Genomic DNA, 24,642 nt, shown 5'->3' with positions numbered 1-24,642 from the left:
CGGATGATCCTTTTCCCGGCGATAGATCTCAAGGACGGCCAGTGCGTGCGCCTCAGGCATGGCGACATGACGACCGCGACCATCTACAACGATGATCCTGCCGCGCAGGCGCGGGCCTTCGAGCAACAGGGTTTCGAATGGCTGCATGTCGTCGACCTCAACGGCGCCTTCCAGGGCCAGAGCGTCAACAGCGCGGCGGTCGGCGCCATCCTCAAGGCGACGAAGAACCCGGTGCAGCTCGGCGGCGGCATCCGCACGCTGGCGCAGATCGAGGACTGGCTCGATCGCGGCCTGGCCCGGGTCATCCTCGGCACGGTGGCGGTGCGTGACCCGGACCTTGTCAAACAGGCCTGCAAGGCGTTTCCGGGCAAGGTCGCCGTCGGCATCGACGCCAAGGGCGGCAAGGTCGCCGTCGAGGGCTGGGCCGAGGCGTCGAGCCTCGGCGTCATCGAACTGGCGAGGAAGTTCGAGGGCGCCGGCGTCGCTGCCATCATCTACACCGACATCGACCGCGACGGCGTTTTGACCGGCATCAACTGGGACGCCACCATCGACCTCGCCGATGCCGTGTCGATCCCGGTCATCGCTTCCGGCGGCCTCGCCTCGATCGCCGACATCGTGCGCATGACCATGCCCGATGCGCAAAAGCTCGAAGGCGCGATCTCCGGCCGCGCGCTCTATGATGGCCGCATCGATCCGGCGCAGGCCCTTGCGATCCTGCAGGGCAGGGCGGAGACGCGGACGTGAAAATCTCCATTATCCTGGCCTCCTATGACAGCGGCCACTACCATGGCGGCATGGGCCAGGGTCCGGACGCGCTGGTCTCTGGCGGGCTCGTCGACGCCCTGACGATGGCCGGCCACGATGTGATGGTCGAGGATATCGGCAAGGTTGGAGATACCCAGGAGCGCGAAATCGCCACCGGCTTTGCCGTCTGCAACGCGGTTGCGAGCGAGGTTCGTCTTGCCCGTGACGCCGGTCGGTTTCCCATCGTCCTTGCCGGAAACTGCCTGACCAGCGCCGGCGCGGTCGCCGGCGAAGACGCCGATGCGATCATCTGGGCCGACCAGCATGGCGATCTCAACACGCCCGAGACATCCACATACGGCTTTCTCGACGGCATGGCGCTGGCGACCGTGCTCGGCCTGTGCTGGCGACCGATGGCGTCCGCCATTCCCGGCTTCAAGCCGGTCGATCCGTCACGCTGCGTGCTCGTCAACGCGCGCGATCTCGATCCGGACGAGAAGCGGCTGCTGGAGACATTGCCGATCGTGCGGACGGAATGCTCCGGGGTGGCCCAGGCGGCCGAAAGACTGAAGATCGCCGGCGCCAGACGCGTGCACATGCATCTCGACATGGACGTGCACGATCCCCGGGAGCTGCAGGCCAACCGCTATATCACTTCGGGCGGGCCGAGCCCGGAACAGCTGCGCGATGCCACTTGCGCCATGGCGCTTGCGGTGCCGGTCGTCGGCATCACCGTCTCCGCCTACGACCCGGCCTTCGACGCCCAGGCCGATGTTCCGCCGCTGGTCGGCCAGTTGCTGAACGATCTCATCGCCACGATAGAGGGTCGCTGATGCTGAAAGCCCGTGTCATCCCCTGTCTCGACGTCAAGAGCGGCCGTGTCGTCAAGGGCGTCAACTTCGTCGATCTCGTCGACGCCGGCGATCCGGTCGAGGCGGCCAAGGCCTATGACGCGGCCGGCGCCGACGAACTCTGCTTCCTCGACATCACGGCTTCGTCGGACAATCGCGAGACCATCTTCGACGTCATCGCACGCACCGCCGAACAATGCTTCATGCCGCTGACCGTCGGGGGCGGCGTGCGCCAGGTCGCCGATATCAGGAAGCTGCTCTTGGCCGGCGCCGACAAGGTGTCGATCAACACGGCCGCGGTGAAGAACCCTGATTTCGTCGCCGAGGCCGCTGACAAGTTCGGCAACCAGTGCATCGTCGTCGCCATCGACGCCAAGAAGGTGTCGGGCACCAGTGAGACCGACCGCTGGGAGATCTTCACCCATGGCGGCCGCGAAAAGACCGGCATCGATGCGGTCGAGTTCGCCCGGAAAATGGTCGATCGCGGCGCCGGCGAGATCCTGCTGACCTCGATGGATCGGGACGGCACCAAGGCCGGCTACGACATCGCGCTGACCCGCGCGATATCAGACGCCGTGCGTGCGCCGGTGATCGCTTCCGGCGGCGTCGGCACGCTCGACCACATGGTCGAAGGCATTCGCGACGGCCATGCCGGCGCGGTGCTGGCGGCGTCCATTTTCCATTTCGGCACCTACACGATAGCGCAGGCCAAGGCGCATATGGCCGCCGCCGGCCTGCCGATGCGGCTGGACTCTGTGAATAATCGGCCCTAAAGCATGATCCCGAAAAGTGGGAACCGGTTTTCGGAAAAGATCATGCTTAAACAAGCAGATAGATGACGCCATGACCGAGTTTTCGCTTTCCGATCTGGAAAAAATCGTTGGGGAACGCGCCCATTCCGGAGATCCGGATTCATGGACGGCAAAATTGTTCGCGCGCGGCATTGACAAGGCGGCGCAGAAGCTCGGCGAGGAGGCCGTCGAGACGGTGATTGCCGCCGTCAGGGGCGACAAACCGGCCATCGTTTCAGAAAGCGCCGATCTTATATATCATTGGCTCGTCGTTCTCGGCCTCTCCGGGGTACCGCTGAGCGACGTGCTTAGGGAACTCGAAGGCCGCACCCGGCGTTCGGGCATCGCCGAGAAGGCGTCACGGCCCAAGGGCTGACCGCGAGGAAGGGCAGGTATCTCGATGGATCAGCTCGCGCCGACCGAGAAATATTCCCCCTTTCGCTTCTTCTCCGCCGATCAATGGTCGCAATTCCGCGCCGACACGCCGCTGACGCTGAGCGCGGACGAATTCCGCCGCCTGCGCTCGCTCAACGATCCGGTCGATCTCGAGGAGGTCACGCGCATCTATCTGTCGCTGTCGCGGCTGTTGTCGGCGCATGTCGAAGCGAGCCAGCTGCTGTTCCGGCAACGCCAGGCCTTCTTCAACGCGGTCGACGTGGTCAAGACACCCTTCATCATCGGCATCGCCGGTTCGGTCGCCGTCGGCAAATCGACCACCGCACGCGTGCTGAAGGAACTTCTGGCGCGCTGGCCGTCGAGCCCCAAGGTCGATCTCATCACCACCGACGGCTTCCTGCTGCCCAACGAGGTCCTGCGCCGCGAGAACCTGATGGAGCGCAAGGGTTTCCCCGACAGCTACGATGTGGGCGCGCTGCTGCGCTTCCTGTCGGGCATCAAGTCGGCGCTGCCCGATGTCCGCGCGCCGGTCTATTCGCACCTGACTTATGACGTCATTCCCGGCGAGTTCGTCACCATCGACCGGCCCGACATATTGATCTTCGAGGGCATCAATGTCCTGCAGCCCGGCAAGCTGCCGCAGGACGGCAAGATCGTCCCTTTCCTGTCGGACTTCTTCGACTTCGCCATCTACATCGATGCCGACGAGAAGCTGATCCACAACTGGTATATTTCCCGCTTCATGCGGCTGCGTGAGACCGCCTTCCGCAATCCGGACTCCTTCTTTCACCGCTACTCGCAGCTGTCGGAGAGTTCCGCGCGCGCCATCGCCGAAGGCCTGTGGACCAACATCAATTTGAAGAATCTGCGCGAGAACATCCTGCCGACGCGGGCCCGCGCCGACTTGATCCTGCGCAAGGGCGCCGATCACCTGATCGAGGAAGTGGCGCTCAGGAAGCTGTGACGGCCGGCTCCGTCACCCGCCGCAGCGTCAGATTGATCCGCCCGCCGTTTTTCAGCAGCGCCGAGGTCGAGGGATAGATCCGATCGACGCCGTGAAAGCACAGCCGCCCCTCGCCGCCGAGCACCACGACGTCACCGCTTTGCAGCCTGAACGACTTGGTGGCGCCATCACGCGTGGTCTGGCCAACCCGGAACAGGCAGTCGTCGCCGAGCGAGACGGAGACGACCGACGCCGAAAGATCGGTCTCGTCGCGGTCCTGATGCAGGCCCATTTTTGCGTCCGGCGTGTAGAAATTGATGAGGCATGCTTCCGGCGGGTGCGAATAGCCCGAGACCTCGCGCCACAGGTCGAGCAGCGCATCCGGAATTGGCGGCCAAGGCGCCCCGGTTACCGGATGCGCCGGCTGGTAACGATAGCCGTGCTCCTTGTCGGTGACCCAGCCGAGCGGCCCGCAATTGGTCATACGCACGCTCATCTCCTTGCCGGTGCGCGGCATGGCCGGCACGAACAGCGGCGCCTGCTGCACGATCCGTCTCACCTCGTCGACCATCTCTTCCTGCGCGCTGCGCGACAGGTAGGCCGGCATGTGGCGGACGCCTTTGGGCAGGACGAGCACGGATTCGATTACCTCTTGGATGGTTCGGAACCGTAAAATGTCACGTTCAAATGAAAACGGCGACCCGAAAGCCGCCGCTCTTGTCGAATTGGCAGCCGCCGATCAGGCGAGGTCGGGAATGCGCAGCACCTGGCCCGGATAGATCTTGTCGGGATGGGTCAGCATCGGCTTGTTGGCCTCGAATATGACCGTGTTCTTGACGCCTTGGCCCTTGCCGTAGCTTTTCTCGGCGATCTTCCAGAGATTGTCGCCCTTCTTCACCGTGTAGAAGGTGGGCTCCTTGGCGGGGGCGGCGGCCGTGCCAGGTGCTGGCGCGACCTGCAATTCGTCCGCCTGCACTTTGGAGACGCCGAGCGTGTTGCCGACGGCGATGACCGCCTTCTCGAAGATCGACTGGTCCTTGACCACACCCTTCAGCACCGCCGTGTCGCCCGTGACGACGACCTCGACGCCATCGGTGCCGAGCTTGTGCGAATCGAGCTCCTTCTTGAGTGTGTCGGCCGTGGGTGCGGCTTCGTCGTCACCGCCGATGCCCAGTTTCTTGCCGACGCTCTTGACGAAATCGAACATGCCCATCCTTGGTCTCCCTTGCTAATGGCAATGGTTGAACTTTGCATCTGCGGTCCAAAATGGGAAGTCGTTTTGCGCGTGATTGGTGTGGTGCTTAATCGTTCTCCACCCGGCCCCGCAGCTTCTTGATCGTGCCGCGCCCGGCCTTGCTCTTCAACCGCCGTTCCACGGCACCCTTCGACGGCCGTGTCTTCTTGCGCGGCGGCGGTGGCGGTTCGGCGGCCTTGGCGACCAATGCCGTCAGCCGTGCCCGCGCATCCGCCCGGTTCTGTTCCTGGGTGCGGAAGCGGCCTGCTTCGATGACGATGACACCGTCCTTGGTGGCACGCTGGCCGGCAAGCTTGATCGTCCGCTCGCGCACGCGCTCCGACAGACCCGTTGCGTTGGCCGCGTCGAAGCGCAGTTGCACCGCCGTCGCCACCTTGTTGACGTTCTGGCCGCCGGGACCGGACGAGCGGATGAAATCCTCGTGCAGGTCGCCCGGATGGATCACCGCATCGCCTGATATGATGATGTTGTCGTCGCTCGCCATGCCGCAGTCATGGCGCGGCGGATCGAAAAAGAAAAGGCCCGATCGAACCGGGCCTTTCAACGAAAGCTGACCCCTGTGGCGCGATTACTCCGCCGCTTCCTGCATGCGCGGCGCCGCGCCCAGCACCACGGCGTCGACATGGCTTTCGAATTTCTCGAAATTGACGGCGAACATGCCGACCAGCCGTGCCGCCTGCCGGTCATAGCCGGCCTTGTCGGCCCAGGTCGCCCGGGGGTCCAGAATCATCGGGTCGAGAATGGCGCTATCGATGCCCGGCACAGCCACCGGCACCTCGAAACCGAAATGAGGGTCGGTGCGGAACTCGGCCGTCTTCAGCGAGCCGTCGAGTGCGGCTGCAAGCAAGGCGCGCGTCGCCTTGATCGGCATGCGCTTGCCGGTGCCGTAGGCGCCGCCGGTCCAGCCGGTGTTGACCAGCCAGCAATCGGCGCCGTGGCGTGCAATCAGCTCGCGCAGCAGATTGCCGTATTCGGAAGGGTGGCGCGGCATGAACGGCGCACCGAAACAGGTCGAAAACGTCGCTTCGGGCTCGGTCACGCCCTTTTCGGTTCCGGCCACCTTGGCGGTGTAGCCGGACAGGAAATGATACATCGCCTGCGCCGGGGTCAGCCGCGCGATCGGCGGCATCACGCCGAACGCATCGGCGGTCAGCATGATGATGTTGTTGGGATGGTTGGCGCGGCCGGTCTTGCTGGCATTGGGGATGAAGTCCAGCGGGTAGGCGCAGCGTGTGTTCTCGGTCAGTCTTCCGTCGTTGAAATCCGGCACGCCATCAGCGTCGAGCACGACATTTTCCAGCACCGTGCCGAAGCGCTGCGTGGTGGCGAAGATTTCCGGCTCGGCTTCCGCCGACAGCTTGATCGTCTTGGCATAGCAGCCGCCTTCGAAATTGAAGATGCCGTGCGGTCCCCAGCCATGCTCGTCGTCGCCGATCAGCGTGCGCGAGGGATCGGCCGAGAGCGTCGTCTTGCCGGTGCCCGACAGGCCGAAGAAGATGGCGGCGTCGCCGGCCGCACCCTCATTGGCCGAGCAATGCATCGGCATCACGCCTTTCGCCGGCAGCAGATAGTTGAGCATGGTGAACACCGACTTCTTCATCTCGCCGGCATAGGAGGTGCCGCCGATCAGCACGATCTTGCGCGAAAGATCGACGGCGATCACCGTTTCGGTGCGGCTGCCGTGACGAAGGGGATCGGCGCGGAAGGACGGCAGGTCGATGATCGTCATCTCAGGCACGAACTGTTCGAGTTCGGCGGCATCCGGACGGATCAGCAGATTGCGGATGAACAGCGAGTGCCAGGCAAATTCGGTGATCACCCTGGTCGGCAGCCTCGACTCCGCATCGGCGCCGCCGACCAGATCCTGGACGTATAGGTCCTTGTCCGCGGCATGCGCCTGGAAATCGGCGAGCAGCGTGTCGAACTGGGCCGGCGAGATCGCCTTGTTGTTGTCCCACCAGACATGTGGTTCGGTGGCGCCATCGCGGACGACGAACTTGTCCTTGGGCGAGCGGCCGGTGTGCTGTCCGGTCTCGGCGACCAGCGCGCCATGGGCGGTCAAGCGGGCCTCGCCGCGCCGGATCGATTCCTCATAAAGGGCAGCCGCACCGAAATTATAGCGCACCACGCCGGTGGTTTTCAGGCCGATATGATCGATCGCGCAGGCGGAATTGCGTTTGCCGACTTCCGACATCGAGTGTCCCTCTTGGATTTGCCGCATCTTTGCCGGCACGTTTCCAGCACGCCCACTACGCGGGCTGAGATGGTCAGAACCAGAAAAGCCAAATGATATCAAATCATTAATCGATTTAAATATCTTGAAAGTTGTTTAAATCGTTTATATGTGCAAAAAGTTTCGCGGTTGCCCAAAGGATTGACGATGTCCGTTCGTCCAATCCATGTCGAGGTAGGATTGTGGCCGCCGGCATGCCGCGCGTGACAGCGGACAAGGCCTATGCCACATTTTGTACCTAATTTGTCCTGCAAAAGCCCCTTCTCTACGAAAGAAGGGACAGCTCATGAGGGAGCCGCTTGAAATGGCAACAATCGCGCTTGTCGATGACGACCGCAACATTCTGACATCGGTGTCGATCGCCCTGGAATCCGAGGGGTATCGCGTCGAGACCTACACGGATGGTGCGTCAGCGCTGGAAGGCCTGGCGGCACGCCCGCCGAACCTTGCCATCCTCGACATCAAGATGCCGCGCATGGACGGCATGGAACTGCTGCGCCGCATGCGCCAGAAGTCCGACCTTCCGGTGATCTTCCTGACCTCCAAGGACGACGAGATCGACGAATTGTTCGGCCTCAAGATGGGCGCCGACGATTTCATCCGCAAGCCCTTCTCGCAGCGCCTGCTGGTCGAGCGGGTGCGCGCCGTGCTGCGCCGCGCCAGTGCCCGCGAGGCTGCCGCCAAGACGCCAAGCCAGCAGGCCCGCTCGCTCGAGCGCGGCCAGCTCGTCATGGACCAGGAGCGCCACACCTGCACCTGGAAAGGCGAGCCGGTGACGCTCACCGTCACCGAGTTCCTGATCCTGCATTCGCTGGCGCAGCGTCCAGGCGTCGTAAAAAGCCGTGATGCGCTCATGGATTCGGCTTATGATGAACAGGTCTATGTCGACGACCGCACCATCGACAGCCACATCAAGCGGCTGCGCAAGAAGTTCAAGGCCGTCGACGACGACTTCGAGATGATCGAAACCCTTTACGGAGTCGGATACCGGTTCCGCGAAGCATAAGTAGCAGGGCCTGCTATTCGATGGCAGTGGAAGCACAGCGAACAAGACCGGCGGGCGCCTCCAGGCGGCCGTCGCGGATCATGCCGTCCTTCGTGTCGAAGATCACGGTGCCGATGCGCCGTTTCCTTGGCCATCATATCTTTTCCAGCCTGACACGGCGTATCCTGTTCCTCAACCTTGCCGGCCTTGCCGTCCTGGTGACCGGCATCCTCTATCTCAACACCTTCCGAGACGGGCTGATCGACGCCCGCGTCGAAAGCCTGATGACCCAGGGCGAGATCATCGCCGGCGCGATCGCCGCGTCGGCGACGGTCGAGACGGATTCGATCAGCATCGACCCGGAAAAGCTGCTTGAACTGCAGGCCGGCGAAAGCCTGGGGCCGGGCTCCGACCAACTCGACAACCTCGACTTCCCGATCAACCCGGAGCGGGTCGCCCCGGTGCTGCGAAGGCTGATCTCGCCGACCAGGACCCGTGCCCGCATCTATGACCGCGACGCCAATCTGCTGCTCGATTCACGCCACCTCTATTCGCGTGGCCAGATCCTGCGCTACGACCTGCCGCCGGTTGAGGAGGAAGAGCCCGATCTGGTCGAGCGCATCCAGAAATTCGTCTTCGACTTCTTCCGCAACACCGAGCTGCCGGTCTATCACGAGCAGCCGGGCGGCAATGGCGCCGCTTTCCCGGAAGTGGTCAAGGCACTCACCGGCAGCCCGTCGACCATCGTGCGCGTCAGCGAGCAGGGCGAACAGATCGTTTCGGTGGCGGTGCCGATCCAGCGCTTTCGTGCCGTCCTGGGCGTGCTGATGCTGTCCACCGAAGGCGGCGACATCGACAAGATCGTCGCCGCCGAGCGCAAGGCGATCCTGCGCGTCTTCGGTATCGCGGCGCTTGTCACCGCTATCCTGTCGATGCTGCTTGCCTCCACCATCGCCAATCCGCTGCGCCGGCTGTCGGCGGCGGCGGTGCGGGTGCGGCGCGGCGTCAAGAGCCGTGAAGAGATCCCCGACTTTTCCGACCGTCAGGACGAGATCGGCAATCTGTCGATCGCCATACGCGACATGACCAACGCGCTCTACGCCCGCATCGAGGCGATCGAAAGCTTCGCGGCCGATGTCTCGCACGAGCTGAAGAACCCGCTGACGTCGCTGCGCAGCGCGGTGGAAACCTTGCCGCTGGCCAAGAACGACGATTCGCGCGGCCGGCTGATGGATATCATCCAGCACGATGTCAGGCGGCTGGACCGGCTCATCACCGATATTTCCGACGCATCGCGCCTGGACGCGGAGCTCGCGCGTGAAGATGCCGGGACGGTCGACCTGAAGAAATTCATCACCGATCTGGTCGCCGTTTCGCGCGAAGCGACGCGCAACAAGAAGGCGGTCGAGATCGAGTTCAAGGCGGCCAAACTGCCGCAAGGCGTCAAAGGCTACGTCGTCGTCGGGCATGATCTTCGCATCGGCCAGGTCATCACCAATTTGATCGAGAACGCCCGTTCCTTCGTTCCCGAGGATCATGGCCACATCAGCCTGTCGCTGGCGCGTGCCGGCAAGTTCAACATCGTCACCGTCGACGACAATGGCCCCGGCATCCGGGCCGACAACATCGACCGCATCTTCGAACGGTTCTACACCGACCGGCCGGCCGGCGAGGCATTCGGCCAGAATTCGGGGCTTGGCCTGTCGATATCCAGGCAAATCGTCGAGGCCCATGGCGGCACGCTCACCGCCGAGAACATCCCCGGCACCAAACCCGGCGAGATCAAGGGCGCACGCTTTGTGGTGACATTGCCGGCCGAAGGCTGAGAGCATGAATCCCAACCACGCCTGGTCCAGCCGTGCAGCCTGAAAACATTCACGCGACAATGGTTTTGATCGGCGAGCGCGGCATTCTCGTCACCGGAGCCTCCGGTTCGGGCAAGACGACGCTGGCGCTGGCGCTCATCGACCATTGTCGCCATCGCGGCCTGTTCTCGCGGCTCGTCGGTGACGATCAGCTCTTTGTCGAGGTGCATGCCGGGCGGCTTCTCTGCCGCGCTCCCGCCATCATAGAAGGCCTCGTCGAGGTGCCTGGGCTCGGGCCGCGAGCGGTGCCGTTCGAGCCCGCCGCCATCGTCGATTTGCATGTCCGCCTGACGCCGGCCGGTGAAACGGCACGCTTTCAGGAGGATGCCGACACCAGCATCGCCGGCTGTCGGGTGCCGCGTATCGATGCGGTCGAACGCAACGTCGCTGCCGCCTTGCCGGTCGTGATGGCGCGGCTGTCGATCGCGCCTTTTCTATGATCCGTTCCGGGTTTTTTGCTGCAATGCGTCAAAATGGCATGTGCCTGCGCAATTTTGGGCTTGTCAACGGGCCGTGCGTCGACAAGATAGCGCTCCCGCCGCCTGGATTGGCTGGCGAGCATAAAATGCGCCTGTGAAGCGGCGATGACGGGAGCCACCAAAGAATGATCGGACTCGTGCTTGTAACGCACGGTCAACTGGCCACCGAGTTCCGACATGCCGTCGAACATGTCGTCGGGCCACAAGACAATTTCGAAACCGTGGCGATCGGTGCCGACGACGATATGGAGCAGCGTCGCCGCGACATCGTCGACGCTGTTGCCCGTGTCGATACCGGGGCGGGCGTCATCGTGCTGACCGACATGTTCGGCGGCACGCCCTCCAACCTTGCCATCTCGGTGATGGAGTCCGGCCGCACCGAGGTGATCGCCGGCATGAACCTGCCGATGCTGATCAAGCTCTCCTCGATCCGCAAGGGCGACAATATGGCCGCCGCGCTCGATGAGGCTCAGGCCGCCGGCCGCAAATACATCAATGTCGCCAGCCAGCTCCTGAGCAGCAAATGACCGCGCTGTCCCCGGAAAAAGACCAAATTGTCCGGGATTTTCCCATCATCAACCAACGTGGCCTTCATGCGCGCGCTTCGGCGAAGTTCGTCCAGCTGGCCAGCGGCTTCGATGCCTCGGTGCATGTCGAGAAGGATGGCGTCAAGGTCGGCGGCACCTCGATCATGGGCCTGATGATGCTGGCGGCAAGCCCCGGCTATTCGATCCGCGTCACCGCCAGCGGACCGGAAGCCCGGCAGGTCATCGACGCCCTGGAGCAGCTGGTGGCGTCCCGCTTTGGCGAGGAATGCTGATCAGGTAGAGCGCCGATGCGTGTTTGAGAGACATGCAGGGATAAAGATTTCTTTATATCCCATTGTCGTCCTTGCTCCGATCTGCTAGTCAGGCCGGCAATTCGCGCCCTTCGACGCGCCGACCGGCGCGGGCGTGTCCGCAACAAATTCGCAAGCACAACATTCGCATCGGAGTACTGCCATGACGGGTAGCAAGGACTATGTGGTCGCCGACATCTCGCTTGCCGGCTGGGGCCGCAAGGAACTCGAGATCGCCGAAACCGAAATGCCGGGCCTGATGGCCTGCCGTGAGGAATTCGGTCCCAAGCAGCCGCTCAAGGGTGCGCGCATCACCGGCTCGCTGCACATGACGATCCAGACGGCGGTGCTGATCGAGACGCTGAAGGAACTGGGCGCCGATATCCGCTGGGCCTCCTGCAACATCTTCTCGACCCAGGACCATGCGGCCGCGGCCATCGCCGAAGCCGGCATCCCGGTGTTCGCCGTCAAGGGCGAGTCGCTGGAGGAGTATTGGGACTACACCGACAAGATCTTCCAGTGGGCCGACGGCGGCCTCTCCAACATGATCCTCGATGATGGCGGCGACGCCACCATGTACATCCTGATCGGCGCCCGCGCCGAGGCCGGCGAGGATGTGCTGTCCAACCCGCAGAGCGAGGAAGAGGAATACTTCTACGCCCAGGTCAAGAAGCGCCTGAAGGCCTCGCCCGGCTTCTTCACCAAGCAGAAGGCGGCGATCCGCGGCGTCACCGAAGAGACGACCACCGGCGTCAACCGGCTCTATCAGCTGCAGAAGAAGGGCCTGCTGCCCTTCCCCGCCATCAACGTCAACGACTCGGTCACCAAGTCGAAGTTCGACAACAAATATGGCTGCAAGGAATCGCTGGTCGACGGCATCCGCCGCGGCACCGACACGATGATGGCCGGCAAGGTCGCTGTCGTGTGCGGTTATGGCGACGTCGGCAAGGGCTCGTCGGCCTCGCTCAAGGGCGCCGGCGCCCGCGTCAAGGTCACCGAGGTCGATCCGATTTGCGCGCTGCAGGCGGCGATGGACGGATTTGAAGTCGTCACGCTGGAAGATGCGGCCCCCACCGCCGACATCGTCATCACCACCACCGGCAACAAGGATGTCGTCACCCTCGACCATATGCGCTCGATGAAGGACATGGTCATCGTCGGCAACATCGGCCACTTCGACAATGAGATCCAGGTCGCCGCGCTGCGCAATTTGAAATGGACCAACGTCAAGCCGCAGGTCGACATGATCACCTTCGCGGACGGCAAGCGGATGATCCTTTTGTCGGAAGGGCGGCTGCTCAATCTCGGCAACGCCACAGGCCACCCGAGCTTCGTCATGTCGGCATCCTTCACCAACCAGGTGCTGGCGCAGATCGAGCTCTACACCAAGCCCGGCCAGTACGAGAACCAGGTCTATGTCCTGCCCAAGCATCTCGACGAAAAGGTCGCGCGCCTGCATCTCGACAAGCTCGGCGCCCGTCTGACCGAACTGTCGGGTGAACAAGCCGCCTATATCGGCGTCACGCCGCAGGGTCCGTTCAAGCCGGAACACTACCGCTATTAACCAAAGCTAAAATTGCTACCAGATATTGAGGCCGGGCGATTGACTTTTCGCCCGGCCTTATTTTTGCGCGCCATCAGCCTTCACGGCGATTCGGCGAGGGGTTATTGTCAGGTGATTCGGCGATGCTTCCAGCCCGAGAGGGTCAAGAGAGGCACGCATCAGGGCGGTCTTGCATTCAGGCGGCGGAGAGGACCAAGACATGCCGGGGCAACACCCGCACAGAGCGGGACGGGCCGTTTCCGGCGGCCATGACGATTCGGGGATTGCTGGCTCCGCCCTGGAAGGCGGGAGCCTGTCCTGGCGCGCCCGTGCGTCGACATTCCTTGCCACCTCCGCGCTCGCGGGCCCCTTGGCTGGCGCCGTCGCGCATGCCGAAACCGCTGCTGCCAGCGTCGCGGGACTGTCGGTGAGCGCCATCGAGGTCATGCAGCTTGCCGTGTTCGTCGGCGTGACGGGTGCCGCACTGATATCGGCCATCGTTCTCATCCGCGAAAGAGCCCGCACCTCGGCGGAGAATGTCGAACTCAGGAGCCGCCTCGCCGACATCAATGCGGCGCTCCGCCGCTCCGAGGCGCTGCTCAATCTGCGCGACCAGCGCGTCGTCGTCTGGGCCGCGGAAAACAAGAAGCCCGAGCTTATCGGCACATTGCCCGTCGAAAGCGGCGCTCCCGAGGATAGGGCCGCTTTTCTCGCTTTCGGCCGCTGGCTGATGCCGCGTTCGGCGGCGGCACTCGAACATGCCGTCGCGGGATTGCGCGAGAAGGCCAAACCCTTCGACCTCGTCATCGAATCGCAGGCCGGTGCGCCGCTCGAAGTGCATGGCCGCAAGAGTGCCGCGCATGTGCTCGTGCGTTTCGTCTCGCTCTCGGAGACGCAGCGCAGCCAGGCCAGGCTGAAGATCGAGAACCAGCGGCTGGCCGCCGACCACGACACGATGATCGGCCTGCTCGACGCGCTGAACATGCCGGCATGGCTCCGCGGCGAGGATGGCGGGCTGAAGTGGGTCAACCGCGCCTATGCCGATGCCGTCGAAGCCGAAAATGCCGAAGCCGCGGTCCGGGAGAAAAAAGAGTTCCTCGGCGGCCAGGCGCGCGATGCGATTGCCGCCCAGCACAAGACGCATCCGGTTTTCGAGCAGTCGCTGTCCACCGTGATCGAAGGTGACCGCCGGGTGTTCGCGGTCACCGATTTCGCCGGCAGCGATGGCTCGGCCGGCCTTGCCTGTGACACCAGTGCCATTGAGGCCGTTCGCGGCGAATACGAACGGACGGTGCGAAGCCACGCCGACACGCTCGACCAGCTCAACACGGCAGTCGCCATTTTCGACACCGACGAGAAGCTGCGGTTCTTCAATCAAGCCTTCCAGAAGCTTTGGGGGCTGGACGCCGGCTTCCTGCACAGCGCACCCGACAATGCCTTGCTGCTCGACCGGCTGCGCAGCGAGGGCAAGATCGCCGAACAGCCTGAATGGCGTCGCTGGAAGGAAGGCCTGCTCGGCGCCTATCGCGCCGTCGAATCCCAGGAACATTGGTGGCATCTGCCGGACGGCAAGACCATTCGCGTCGTCGCCAATCCGCAGCCCAAGGGCGGCGTGACCTGGGTGTTCGAGAACCTGACCGAGAAGATGGACCTGGAAAGCCGCTACCAGACAGCCGTGCGGGTTCAGGGCGAGACGCTCGACAATCTTGCCGAAGGCGTGGCGGTGTTCGGACCCGACGGCAGGCTCCGGCTGTCGAATCCTGCCTTTGCCACTCTCTGGGGATTGAGCGGTGAAGCGGCCAAGCCCAGTGTCCACGTGTCGACGATACGCGACCTTTGTGACCGGCAGGCCGCGGACAGCCCCTGGCCCAGCTTCGTTGCCGCCATCACCGGCTTTGACGACGAGCGCCGAGACCGCCACGGACAGACCGAGCTCAACAACGGCAATGTGCTGAGTTACGCCATGATCCCGCTGCCCAACGGGCAGGTGATGATGACCTTCGTCGACGTTACCGACAGCGTCCATGTCGAGCGGGCGCTGAAGGACAAGAACGAGGCGCTGCAAAAATCCGACCAGCTCAAGAACGAATTCGTCCAGCACGTCTCCTATGAACTGCGCTCGCCGCTGACCAACATTATAGGCTTCACCGAACTACTGTCGCAGCCCACGACCGGTCCGCTGACGCAGAAGCAGCGCGAATATGTCGAGCATGTCAGCTCGTCCTCCGCGGTCCTGCTCACCATCGTCAACGACATACTCGACCTGGCGACGGTGGACGCCGGCATCATGCAGCTCGACATTTCCGAGGTGCAGGTCGATCGCACCATCGCCGCTGCGGCCGAACTGGTGGCCGACCGGCTGGAAGAGCATTCGATCAGTCTCCAGGTGGACGCCATTGCGGCGCCGAAGACGTTTCATGGCGATGAGGTCCGCGTCCGCCAGATCCTCTACAATCTGCTCAGCAACGCCGCCAATTACGCGCCGGAGGCCAGCATCATCCGGCTCACTTGCCGCCATCTGGCGGATGGGGTGGAATTCTCGGTTCATGACGATGGTCCCGGCATGCCGCCGGATGTGCTCGATTCGGTGTTCCGCCGTTTCGAGCCGCGCGCCAATGGCGGCCGCCGGCGCGGCGCCGGTCTCGGCCTGTCGATCGTCAAGAGCTTCGTCGAGCTGCATGGCGGCAGCGTTCGCATCGAAACCGGCAAGGACAAGGGCACGACCGTCATCTGCACCTTTCCAGACATGCCGGGCATCCGAGCCGCGGCCGAGTAGCGCGTTCGATGACCGGACTGGTGCTGGAGCGATTACTCGCCGACGAGACACAAACAGCGCGGCTGGGCGAAGATCTGGCGCTGTCGCTGCGCCCGGGTGACGTGCTTGCCCTCAAGGGCGATCTCGGCGCCGGCAAGTCGACGCTGGCGCGGGCCTTGATCAGGACCCTGGCCGACGATGCGAGCCTCGACGTTCCGAGCCCGACCTTCACGCTGGTGCAGAGCTACGACACCCGCATTCCGGTCCATCATTTCGATCTCTACCGCCTGTCCTCGGCGGACGAGATCAATGAGCTTGGGTTCGACGAAGCCCTGGCGCAGGGTGCTGCTTTGGTCGAATGGCCGGAACGGGCGGAAGCCCATCTGCCGAAAACCACGGTCCTGATCGAGCTCGTCCAGCATGGCGACGGCCGGCTGGCGCGATTGTCAGGCCAGGGTGATGCCTTCGATCGGGCGGCACGATCGCTGGCCATGCGCGACTTTCTTGTGAACGCCGGCTGGGGGGAAGCGCAGCGCCGCCATTTCATCGGCGATGCTTCGGCCCGCTCCTACGAGATCGTTTCGTTGCCGGACCAAAAGCCTCGGGTCTTGATGAACTCGCCGCGGCTGGTTCTCGGTCCGCCTGTGCGCGACGGCAAGCCCTATGCCGAGATCGCGCATACCGCTCAGTCGGTCTCCGCCTTCGTCGCCATCGACCGCGCCTTGAAGGAAGGTGGCGTCAGCGTTCCGCAAATCCATGCCGAGGACCAGGAGCAAGGTTTCCTGCTGCTCGAACATCTTGGTTCCGAAGGTTTCCTCGGCGGCGATGGCCAGCCGCTGGCCGAGCGTTGCGCAGCGGCGGCCGAGCTGCTGGCCATGATGCACGGCAGGGCCTGGCCGCAGCGCCTGGAAACAGGGCAAGGCGGCTTCCACGATTTGCCGCCTTTCGACCGCGACGCCATGATGATCGAAGCCGATCTGCTGGTCGACTGGTACGTGCCGGCGATATCGGGCGGCCCGCCAAGTGACAGCTTGCGCGCCGGTTACCACAGGGAATGGAACGCGCTCCTCGACCGGCTGCAAGGCCGCGAGGTCACGCTGATGCTGCGCGACTTCCATTCGCCCAACATCATCTGGCGCGGCGACCGTTCAGGGCATGATCGATTGGGCATTGTCGATTTCCAGGATGCGCTGATCGGCCCTTCCGCCTATGACGTCGCCTCACTCGCCATGGACGCGCGGGTCACCATCTCGCCCGAGATCGAGAAACAGACGCTGGATGCCTATGTCGCGGCGCGCCACGCAGCCGGGGCTTTCGACGAGGCAAGCTTCCTGGAGTCCTACGCCATCATGGCGGCGCAGCGAAACTCCAAGATCCTCGGCATCTTCGTCCGCCTCGAAAAACGCGACGGCAAGCCCTACTATCTGAAGCACCTGCCGCGCATTCGCGACTATCTGCGCCGGGCGTTGTCTCATCCGGCGCTGGCAAGCCTGCGCGAGTTCTACGACACCCAGGGTTTGCTGGAGGAGCGAGCGCTGTGACAGCAAGACCGGACACCGCCATCGTACTCGCAGCCGGGCTTGGCAAACGCATGCGGCCGATCACCGACACCATCCCCAAGCCACTGGTCAAGATTGCCGGCAAGACGTTGCTCGACTGGAGCCTCGACAGCCTGGCCGCCGCCGGCGTCGCGAAGGCCGTGGTCAACGTCCACTACTTCCCCGAACAGATCGTCGACCACGTCGCCGCGCGCCGCGCACCAAAAATCATCATTTCCGACGAGAGCGAAAAACTGCTCGATTCCGCCGGCGGTATCGTCAAGGCGCTGCCGGAACTGGGTGGACAGCCCTTCTACATCCTCAACGCCGACACGTTCTGGATCGATGACGGTCCTCTCAATCTCCAGCGCCTCGCCCTTGCATGGGACGCGGCGAAAATGGATATTCTGCTGATGCTGGCGGATCTCCAACAGGCGACCGGACACTGCGGCAGCACCGATTTCCTGGTGGCGCCGGATGGCGGCTTGCGGCGTTCGAAAGGCGACCCGGCGGGGCTGATCTATGCCGGGGCGGCGATCGTACACCCGCGCCTGTTCAAAGGCGCACCGGCCGGGCCGCACTCGCTCAACGCCTATTTCGATTCCGCCATCGCGGCCGGCCGCCTGTTCGGCATGCCCATGCATGGCCACTGGATCACTGTCGGCACGCCCGATGCCGTACCGCTCGCGGAAGCGGCGGTCGCCGGTGCGCTCATCGAGTCGCAATGAGCGGCTCCAGCCGCGTTTTCTCGATCCCGCCCGGAGCGCCGTTTCTGCCGACGCTTGCCGAGGCGCTGCTTGCCGGTCGCCTTGTTCCGGGGTTTCGATTTGACGGCGACCCGCTCGCTTTGGCCGATGTCACCATCTATGTGCCGACACGCCGTGCCGCGCGTGCCTTGCGGGGTGTCTTCGTCGACAGCCTGGCGGCACGCGGCGGCGGCGGCTCGGCGATCCTGCCGGTCATCCGGCCACTGGGCGAGTTCGACGAGGATGAGGCCGCGTTCGAGACCGAGGCATCGGCGGCCATCGATCTCGCGCCGCCGATTTCGGCAACCGAACGCCTGTTGCTGCTGACGCCGCTGGTGCGCGCCTGGAAACGCCGGCTGCCGGCACATGTCGCCGCCCTCTTTGCCGAGGAGATCGTCATCCCGGCTTCCACCGCCGACGCGATCTGGCTGGCGCGCGATCTCGCCCGGCTGATGGACGAGATCGAGACGGAAGGCACCGACTGGGCCAAGCTCACCGATCTGGTGACCGGCAACCTTGCCGGGTGGTGGCAGGTGACCCTCGAATTCCTCGGCATCGTCACCGAAGCCTGGCCGAAATTCCTCGCGGAAAGCGACCGCTCCAATCCGGCCGCGCATCGCAGCGCGCTGATCCGCGCCGAGGCGGCGCGGCTGCAGCGCAATCCGCCCGCTGGCCCGGTCATCGCCGCGGGCTCGACCGGCTCGATCCCCGCCACGGCTGAACTGCTTGCCGCCATCGCGCGCCTGCCCGGCGGCGCCATTGTGCTGCCGGGTCTCGACCGAACGCTGGACGAAGCGTCATTCCAGGCGATTGCCGCGCCCGGCGCGCGTCCAGCTGTGCTCGGCCACCCGCAATATGGCCTGGCCAGGCTGATAGGCAAGATCGGCGTATTGCGCGGCGACGTCGAGGAGATTGGCGTGGCCGAACCGCGACTTGCGCTTCGCGCCGCCCTTGTCGGCGAAGCGCTGCGGCCGGCCGAAACCACCGAACTCTGGGCCGAGACACGTGCCGGTTTCCCGGCGTCCGACATTGCCGGCGCCTTCGCCGGGGTGACCTTGCTCGAAGCTGCCAGCGAACGTGATGAAGCTGTCGCCATCGCCGTCGCGCTCAAGCGCGCGGTCGAACAGCCCGGCCAAAGGGCGGCTCTCGTCACCGGCGACCGCGCGCTGGCGCGGCGCGTCTCGATCGAGCTCCAGCGCTTCGGCGTCGCCGCCGACGATTCCGGTGGCACGCCGCTCGCCAACACCCCGGCGGCCAGCCTGCTCAGGCTGGCGCTCGAGGCATTGTTCAGGCCAGGCGATCCGGTCGGCCTGTTGTCGCTGCTCAAGCATCCGCTGCTTGGCCTCGGCCTCGAACGGGCCGATGTGCGCCACGCGGCGGAACTGGTCGAGCTGGTGGCGCTGCGCGGCGGCACCGGCCGCCCAGACATCGTTTCGCTACCGGAACTGTTCGAGGCCCGCCTCACCGGCCTGGGCGGCGGCAGTCGACAGCCCTTCTGGTTTTCCCGACTGACCGTGCGCTCCATCGAAACTGCCCGGAATTTGCTTGAACGTCTCAAGCAGGCGCTGGCGCCGCTCGCAGCCTTCCGCGGCCGGGACGATGCCGACCTTGCCGCGCTTGTCAGGGCCAGCGTCGCCACACTCGAAAATCTCGGCCGCACCGCCGACGGTGGTCTTGGCGAGCTCTATGCCGCTGACGCCGGTGAAAAGCTTGCCGAACTGCTGCGCGGGCTGGTCTCGGCTTCGGCTTCACTGTCCTTCGCGGCGACCGAGTGGCCCGATATCATGGCGGCGCTGATCGCGCCTGAAACGGTCAAGCCGGCACAGGGCACCGACCGGAACATCGCCATCTGGGGTGCGCTGGAAGCCCGATTGCAGACCGTCGACACGCTGGTCATCGGCGGGCTCAACGAGGGCGTATGGCCGCGCAAGCCCGAGAGCGACCGCTTCATGTCGCGGCTGATGAAGACCGGTATCGACCTCGAACCGCCCGAGCGGCGCATCGGCCTTGCCGCGCATGATTTCCAGATGGCCATGGGCGCTGGGAAAGTGGTGCTGTCCCGCTCGGCGCGTGCCGGCGACGCCCCCGCCGTGCCGTCGCGCTGGCTGCAGCGGCTGCTGACCTTCATCGGCAGCGACCAGGCAGCGGAGCTGCGCCGGCGTGGCGACGAACTGCTCGCCTGGGCGCGCGCGCTGGATACCGGCCCAAGGCAGGATTTCGCGCCACGGCCGCAGCCGAAGCCGCCGCTGTCGGTGCGCCCGACGCATTTCTCGGTCACCGAGATCGAGACCCTGCGCCGTGACCCCTACGCTGTCTATGCGAGACGCATCCTTGGCCTGATGCCGCTCGATCAGGTCATCCGCGACCCCGGTGCGGCCGAGCGCGGCACGCTGTTTCACGCCATCCTGCACCTGTTCTCAGGCAGTGTCGCCGATCCGCGCACCCCCGATGCGCTTGCCGGCCTTATCGCTGCAGGCCGCGCCTGTTTCGCCGAAGCGGCCCTTCCGGCCGATGTCGAGGCGGTGTGGTGGCCACGTTTCGAGAAACTCGCCGCCAACATCATCGAGTGGGAGCGCACGCGCGCCGATGCAGTGACAAGGCGCCATGCCGAGGAGCGCGCCGGCAAGACTGTCGTCGGCCAATCCGGCGTGACTCTGTCCGGCTACGCCGACCGGGTCGATCTGCTGGCCGGCGGCATGGCCGACATACTGGATTACAAGACCGGTTCCTCGCCGTCCAAGGCGCAGGCGCACACACTGCTTGCGCCGCAACTGGCGCTGGAGGGTGCGCTGCTCAGGCGCGGCGCCTTCAAGGATCTGGGCGTACGCGAGCCCTCTCAACTGGCCTTCATCAGGCTGAAGCCGAATGGCGAGGTGTTCGAGGAATCCATCCTCGAACACAATCGCCAGCCGCGGACCGCGACCGATCTTGCCGAAGAGGCCTGGGCGCGGCTGGAAAAGCTGTTGATCCACTATGCCGATCCTGCGACGGGTTATCTGTCGCGCGCGCTGCCGTTCCGCGAAGGCGAGACTGATGGCGACTACGACCATCTTGCCCGCGTGCTCGAATGGTCGGCAGGCGGCGATGCCGGCGACGAGGGAGGGGAGGCATGAAAAAGGCCTATCCCATCCCCAGCGACACCGCGACCAGCCAGGCCCGCGCCGCCGATCCCGGCAATTCCGCCTGGGTGTCGGCGAATGCCGGATCCGGCAAGACCCATGTGCTGGCCCAGCGCGTTATCCGGCTGCTGCTGCGCGGCACCGATCCGTCGAAGATCCTGTGCCTGACCTATACGCGCGCCGCCGCCGCTAACATGTCCAACCGGGTGTTCTCGACACTGTCGGAATGGACCACGCTCGGTGACGCCGACCTTGCGGCAAAGGTCGAGGCTCTGGAAGGCCGCCGGTCCGATCTCGAGACCATGCGCCGGGCGCGGCGCCTGTTCGCCGAGGCGCTGGAAACACCCGGCGGGCTGAAGATCCAGACCATCCATGCCTTCTGCGAATCGGTGCTGCACCAGTTTCCGCTGGAGGCCAACATCCCGGCCCATTTCGAGATGCTCGACGGCCAGATGGAAGCCTCGCTGTTTGCCGCGGCGCGCCGCGACATGATCTCCGGCACATCCGCCGGCGACAGGGATCTGGCCGAGGCTTTTGCCGCCATTCTCGATCGGGGCGGCGAAGCCGGGCTCGACGCCTTGCTGGGTGAGATCGTGCGCAAGCGCGACGGCCTGCGCAATTTCATCGACGCCGTCGGGCGTGGTGACGGCACGCGCTTCCAGGCCTTGTTCGACGAATTCCATTTCCATCCAGGCCAGACGGCCGAGGGCATAGCCGCTTCGGTATGGCCGTTGCCGGGTTTCCTGCCCGACTATTTTTCCGGCTTCGCCCACGCAGCCGAGGCCACCGACGCCAGATCGGTGCTGAACAACATCCTGCCCTATGCGCGGCAGGCTTTCGCCGAGGGCGATCCCATTCGGCGCCTGCAACTGCTGGCGCGAGCCTTCCTCAAGACCGATGGCGACGCCTACGACCCGGCAAAGGCCTTCAAGAAGGCTCTGGTCGACCGGCTGCCGGATCTGGCGGAGCGCTATCTCTCGGCCGCCAATGCCATCGTCGAAACCACCGACCGGCTGGCCCTGTTCCGGATGCTGGAGGGTACAAGAGCGGCGCTGACCATCGCCGACTGGCTGATCGCCCGCTACGAAATGCTGAAGCGCAGCCGCGGCTTTCTCGATTTCAACGACCTGATCACCCGCACCGTCAACCTGCTGGCGCGGCCAGACGCCGGCCCCTGGGTGCAATACAAGCTTGATCAGGGCATCGACCATATCCTGCTCGACGAGGCGCAGGACACCAGTCCGGACCAATGGGAAGTGGTGAAACGGCTGGCGGAAGAATTCTTTGCCGGCTTTGGCGCGCGCGACAGGGTCCATCGCACGGTCTTCGCCGTCGGCGACGAGAAGCAGTCGATCTATTCGTTCCAGGGTGCCGCCCCGGACTCCTTCGCCGACAGCCGGCTGTTGTTCGCCGGACGGGTGCGCGACGCCGAGGCGTCCTTTGCCGACCTCAAGCTGACCTGGTCGTTCCGCTCGACCGACGATGTTCTGACCGCGGTCGACCGCGTCTTTGCCGACGCGAGCGTGCGGCGCGGCATCAGCCATGATCCCGATCCGCTGCGCCATCAGGCGATCCGCACCGACGCACCGGGCTATGTCGAGGTGTGGCCGTCAGTAGGCGCCGATGTGGTCGACGAGCCCGACGACTGGACGCAAGCCATCGATCATGCGCATGCGCCGGCGGTGCGCGTGGCCGAGAACGTCGCCGCCACCATCGCCGGCTGGATCGGCAGTGGCGAAATCGTCGAAGGCCGCGGCAAGCGGCTGCGGCCGGGCGACGTGCTGGTGCTGGTGCGCAAGCGCGATCGCTTCGTCCACGCGCTGACCCGTGCCTTGAAACGGCGCGACATTCCGGTTGCCGGCGCCGACCGGCTGAGCCTGCCCGGGCACATCGCGGTCAAGGACCTGATTGCGCTCGGTCACCTCCTCATCCAGCCGCAGGACGATCTGTCGCTCGCCGCCGTGCTGCGCAGCCCGATCTTCGATCTGCAGGAAGAGGCGCTTTTCACGCTCGCCGCGCAGAGGCCGTCCGGCTTGTCGCTGATCGCGTCGCTGCGACAGCACGCCGGCGACAGCGAGAGACTGGCGAAGATCGTCGCCCAGGTCGACATCTGGACGAACGAGGCCGCCTTCAAACCGGTGTTCGAGTTCTACGCCGGGCTGCTGGCACGCGATGGCGTGCGCCGGAAGATGATCGCGCGGCTCGGGCCCGAAGCCGGCGACATCCTCGACGAGTTCCTCAGCTTCTGCCTGGCCGAGGAACGGACCGGCCTGCCGGGGCTTGAAGCCTTCCTGTCGACGCTGGAAAACGCCGGTCCCGAGATCAAGCGCGAGATGGACCAGACCCGCGACGAGGTCCGGGTCATGACCGTGCATGCCGCCAAGGGGCTGGAAGCGCCGGTCGTGTTCCTGGTCGATGGCGGTTCCGCCCCGTTCAGCGACCAGCATCTGCCGCGCCTGATGCCCTTCGATGGCTCCGGCGCGAATTGGGACGGCAAGGGCTATCTCTGGCGCTCTGCCAGCGACGTCGCCAACGGCTTTTCCAAAGCAGCGGCGGCGCGGGCACGGGAACTCGCCGACGACGAATACCGCCGGCTGCTCTATGTCGGCATGACCCGTGCCGAGGACCGGCTGATCGTCTGCGGCTATCACGGCAAGCGGGCGCCGAACGCCGGCACCTGGCATTCGATCGTCAGCCGCGCGTTGATCGGTGCGCCGGAAAGCGAGCAGCGTGCGCATCCCGCCGGAGGCGAGCCGGTGCATCGTTTCCATGTGACCAAACTGCCGCCGGTCGCACTGGCTTCCGGCGAACAGGCGCGGCCGACGGATGCTTTCGGACCTCTGCCGGCGACCTTGTTCCGGCCCTTGCCCCCCTTCGAGGATCTGCCGCGTCCGCTGTCGCCATCCGGTGCTGCGGCGCTGATAGACGAAGGCAAGGAAGCTGTGGTCGACAAGGCGTCGCCGGTGCTCGACGCCGATGCCGAGCCGGGTTTTGCGGTGCTGCGCGGGCTTGCCCTGCACAAACTGCTGCAGATGCTGCCCGGCATTGCCGAGCCCGAACGCCAGCGCGCGGCGGAGCGCTATCTCTTGCGAACGGGCGCGGACTGGCCGCCGTCAGAGCGCGAAAAAGCCCTGGCGTCGGTCACATCAATCCTTGCCGACGTCGGCTTCGGTCAGCTGTTTGCACCATCGTCACGTGCCGAGGTCGCGATCATGGGCAACCTGGAGATCAAGGGCAAAAAGCGCTCGATTTCCGGCAAGATCGACCGTTTGGCGGTGACGTCGGACACGGTCTCGATCGTCGACTACAAGACCAACCGGCCGGCGCCCTCCACTCTGGCCGAGGTGCCGCCGGCCTACCTGCTCCAGCTCGCGCTCTATCGCGCCCTGTTGCAGCCGCTCTATCCCGGCCGCACGGTCAAGGCGGCCCTGCTGTTCACCGAGGCGCCGCGGCTGATCGAGCTGCCGGCCGGTGCCATGGACGACGCCCTTGCCCGACTCACGGGAGCGTGACACAACACCTGCTTGAAGAAGGGCGCGATCACCACCACATTTGGTG

Annotated in this window: 20 protein-coding genes; 16 read left to right on the top strand and 4 right to left on the bottom strand. The window is 64.8% G+C overall.

All coding sequences use genetic code 11. The annotated features are described in order from the left end of the window. Window positions 1-3: 3 nt before the first annotated feature. The 5 genes from hisA to coaA all read left to right on the top strand — a co-directional run bounded on the left by hisA (window position 4) and on the right by coaA (window position 3,749). Window positions 4-747 (top strand): 1-(5-phosphoribosyl)-5-[(5-phosphoribosylamino)methylideneamino]imidazole-4-carboxamide isomerase, encoded by a 744-nt coding sequence (gene hisA / locus NKJ67_RS02630; RefSeq protein ID WP_352580313.1) that lies wholly within the window; start codon window positions 4-6, stop codon window positions 745-747. Next, window positions 744-1,580: an arginase family protein gene (locus tag NKJ67_RS02625; protein ID WP_352580312.1), complete on the top strand. Its 837-nt coding sequence runs from the start codon at window positions 744-746 to the stop codon at window positions 1,578-1,580. The genes hisA and NKJ67_RS02625 overlap by 4 nt, the downstream gene beginning before the upstream one ends. After that, entirely contained in the window at window positions 1,577-2,371 is a 795-nt protein-coding gene (gene hisF / locus NKJ67_RS02620; protein ID WP_164873921.1) for an imidazole glycerol phosphate synthase subunit HisF, read from the top strand. The genes NKJ67_RS02625 and hisF overlap by 4 nt, the downstream gene beginning before the upstream one ends. A 70-nt stretch (window positions 2,372-2,441) precedes the next feature. Next, window positions 2,442-2,765, top strand: coding sequence for a phosphoribosyl-ATP diphosphatase (locus tag NKJ67_RS02615; RefSeq protein ID WP_027039970.1), 324 nt, complete (start codon window positions 2,442-2,444; stop codon window positions 2,763-2,765). Between the two features lie 24 nt (window positions 2,766-2,789). Further along, window positions 2,790-3,749: a type I pantothenate kinase gene (gene coaA, locus NKJ67_RS02610; RefSeq protein WP_127320239.1), complete on the top strand. Its 960-nt coding sequence runs from the start codon at window positions 2,790-2,792 to the stop codon at window positions 3,747-3,749. On the opposite strand, the gene NKJ67_RS02605 is transcribed toward coaA, so the two are convergent. From NKJ67_RS02605 to NKJ67_RS02590, 4 genes are all read right to left on the bottom strand, one after another. Further along, complete coding sequence (locus tag NKJ67_RS02605; RefSeq protein ID WP_352580311.1) at window positions 3,736-4,365, bottom strand: alpha-ketoglutarate-dependent dioxygenase AlkB family protein; 630 nt, start codon at window positions 4,363-4,365, stop codon at window positions 3,736-3,738. The two genes, coaA and NKJ67_RS02605, sit on opposite strands and share 14 nt — an antisense overlap. A gap of 102 nt (window positions 4,366-4,467) precedes the next feature. After that, window positions 4,468-4,941 carry a peptidoglycan-binding protein LysM gene (gene lysM, locus NKJ67_RS02600; RefSeq protein ID WP_027039967.1) on the bottom strand — a complete coding sequence of 158 codons (474 nt, stop codon included), beginning with the start codon at window positions 4,939-4,941 and terminating at the stop codon, window positions 4,468-4,470. A gap of 88 nt (window positions 4,942-5,029) precedes the next feature. Then, window positions 5,030-5,467, bottom strand: coding sequence for an alternative ribosome rescue aminoacyl-tRNA hydrolase ArfB (arfB, locus tag NKJ67_RS02595; protein ID WP_023810634.1), 438 nt, complete (start codon window positions 5,465-5,467; stop codon window positions 5,030-5,032). Window positions 5,468-5,551: 84 nt separating this feature from the next. After that, window positions 5,552-7,177, bottom strand: coding sequence for a phosphoenolpyruvate carboxykinase (locus NKJ67_RS02590; RefSeq protein WP_127266884.1), 1,626 nt, complete (start codon window positions 7,175-7,177; stop codon window positions 5,552-5,554). Between the two features lie 343 nt (window positions 7,178-7,520). On the opposite strand from NKJ67_RS02590, the gene NKJ67_RS02585 reads away from it, so the two are divergent. The 11 genes from NKJ67_RS02585 (at window position 7,521) to addA (ending at window position 24,596) form a co-directional block, all read left to right on the top strand. Beyond that, the gene (locus NKJ67_RS02585; RefSeq protein ID WP_013528337.1) at window positions 7,521-8,222 is read left to right on the top strand and encodes a response regulator transcription factor; all 702 of its coding nucleotides are present in this window, start codon (window positions 7,521-7,523) and stop codon (window positions 8,220-8,222) included. 20 nt (window positions 8,223-8,242) lie between these two features. Then, window positions 8,243-10,027: a sensor histidine kinase gene (locus NKJ67_RS02580; RefSeq protein ID WP_013528336.1), complete on the top strand. Its 1,785-nt coding sequence runs from the start codon at window positions 8,243-8,245 to the stop codon at window positions 10,025-10,027. Between the two features lie 32 nt (window positions 10,028-10,059). Next, the gene (locus NKJ67_RS02575; protein ID WP_164748904.1) at window positions 10,060-10,506 is read left to right on the top strand and encodes an HPr kinase/phosphorylase; all 447 of its coding nucleotides are present in this window, start codon (window positions 10,060-10,062) and stop codon (window positions 10,504-10,506) included. A 164-nt stretch (window positions 10,507-10,670) separates the two neighbouring features. Further along, the gene (locus NKJ67_RS02570) at window positions 10,671-11,072 is read left to right on the top strand and encodes a PTS sugar transporter subunit IIA (RefSeq protein WP_010912939.1); all 402 of its coding nucleotides are present in this window, start codon (window positions 10,671-10,673) and stop codon (window positions 11,070-11,072) included. Beyond that, complete coding sequence (locus tag NKJ67_RS02565) at window positions 11,069-11,365, top strand: HPr family phosphocarrier protein (protein ID WP_027039963.1); 297 nt, start codon at window positions 11,069-11,071, stop codon at window positions 11,363-11,365. The genes NKJ67_RS02570 and NKJ67_RS02565 overlap by 4 nt, the downstream gene beginning before the upstream one ends. Window positions 11,366-11,546: 181 nt before the next feature. After that, a complete protein-coding gene (gene ahcY / locus NKJ67_RS02560) occupies window positions 11,547-12,947 on the top strand; it encodes an adenosylhomocysteinase (RefSeq protein WP_023810629.1) in 1,401 nt (466 codons plus the stop codon). 199 nt (window positions 12,948-13,146) lie between these two features. Beyond that, on the top strand, window positions 13,147-15,702 hold the full coding sequence (locus NKJ67_RS02555) for a sensor histidine kinase (protein WP_127267523.1): 2,556 nt from the start codon (window positions 13,147-13,149) through the stop codon (window positions 15,700-15,702). Between the two features lie 8 nt (window positions 15,703-15,710). Next, window positions 15,711-17,222, top strand: coding sequence for a tRNA (adenosine(37)-N6)-threonylcarbamoyltransferase complex ATPase subunit type 1 TsaE (gene tsaE / locus NKJ67_RS02550; RefSeq protein WP_352580309.1), 1,512 nt, complete (start codon window positions 15,711-15,713; stop codon window positions 17,220-17,222). Continuing rightward, window positions 17,219-17,947, top strand: coding sequence for a nucleotidyltransferase family protein (locus tag NKJ67_RS02545; protein ID WP_352580308.1), 729 nt, complete (start codon window positions 17,219-17,221; stop codon window positions 17,945-17,947). The genes tsaE and NKJ67_RS02545 overlap by 4 nt, the downstream gene beginning before the upstream one ends. After that, a complete protein-coding gene (addB, locus tag NKJ67_RS02540) occupies window positions 17,944-21,078 on the top strand; it encodes a double-strand break repair protein AddB (protein WP_352580306.1) in 3,135 nt (1,044 codons plus the stop codon). The genes NKJ67_RS02545 and addB overlap by 4 nt, the downstream gene beginning before the upstream one ends. After that, window positions 21,075-24,596, top strand: coding sequence for a double-strand break repair helicase AddA (gene addA, locus NKJ67_RS02535; RefSeq protein ID WP_352580305.1), 3,522 nt, complete (start codon window positions 21,075-21,077; stop codon window positions 24,594-24,596). The genes addB and addA overlap by 4 nt, the downstream gene beginning before the upstream one ends. The last annotated feature ends 46 nt before the right edge of the window (window positions 24,597-24,642 follow it).

The organism is Mesorhizobium sp. M0088, assembly GCF_040322895.1.
Lineage (GTDB): Bacteria > Pseudomonadota > Alphaproteobacteria > Rhizobiales > Rhizobiaceae > Mesorhizobium.
Note: the sequence above shows the minus strand (reverse complement) of the source record. Positions and strands in the feature narration are given on the sequence as shown.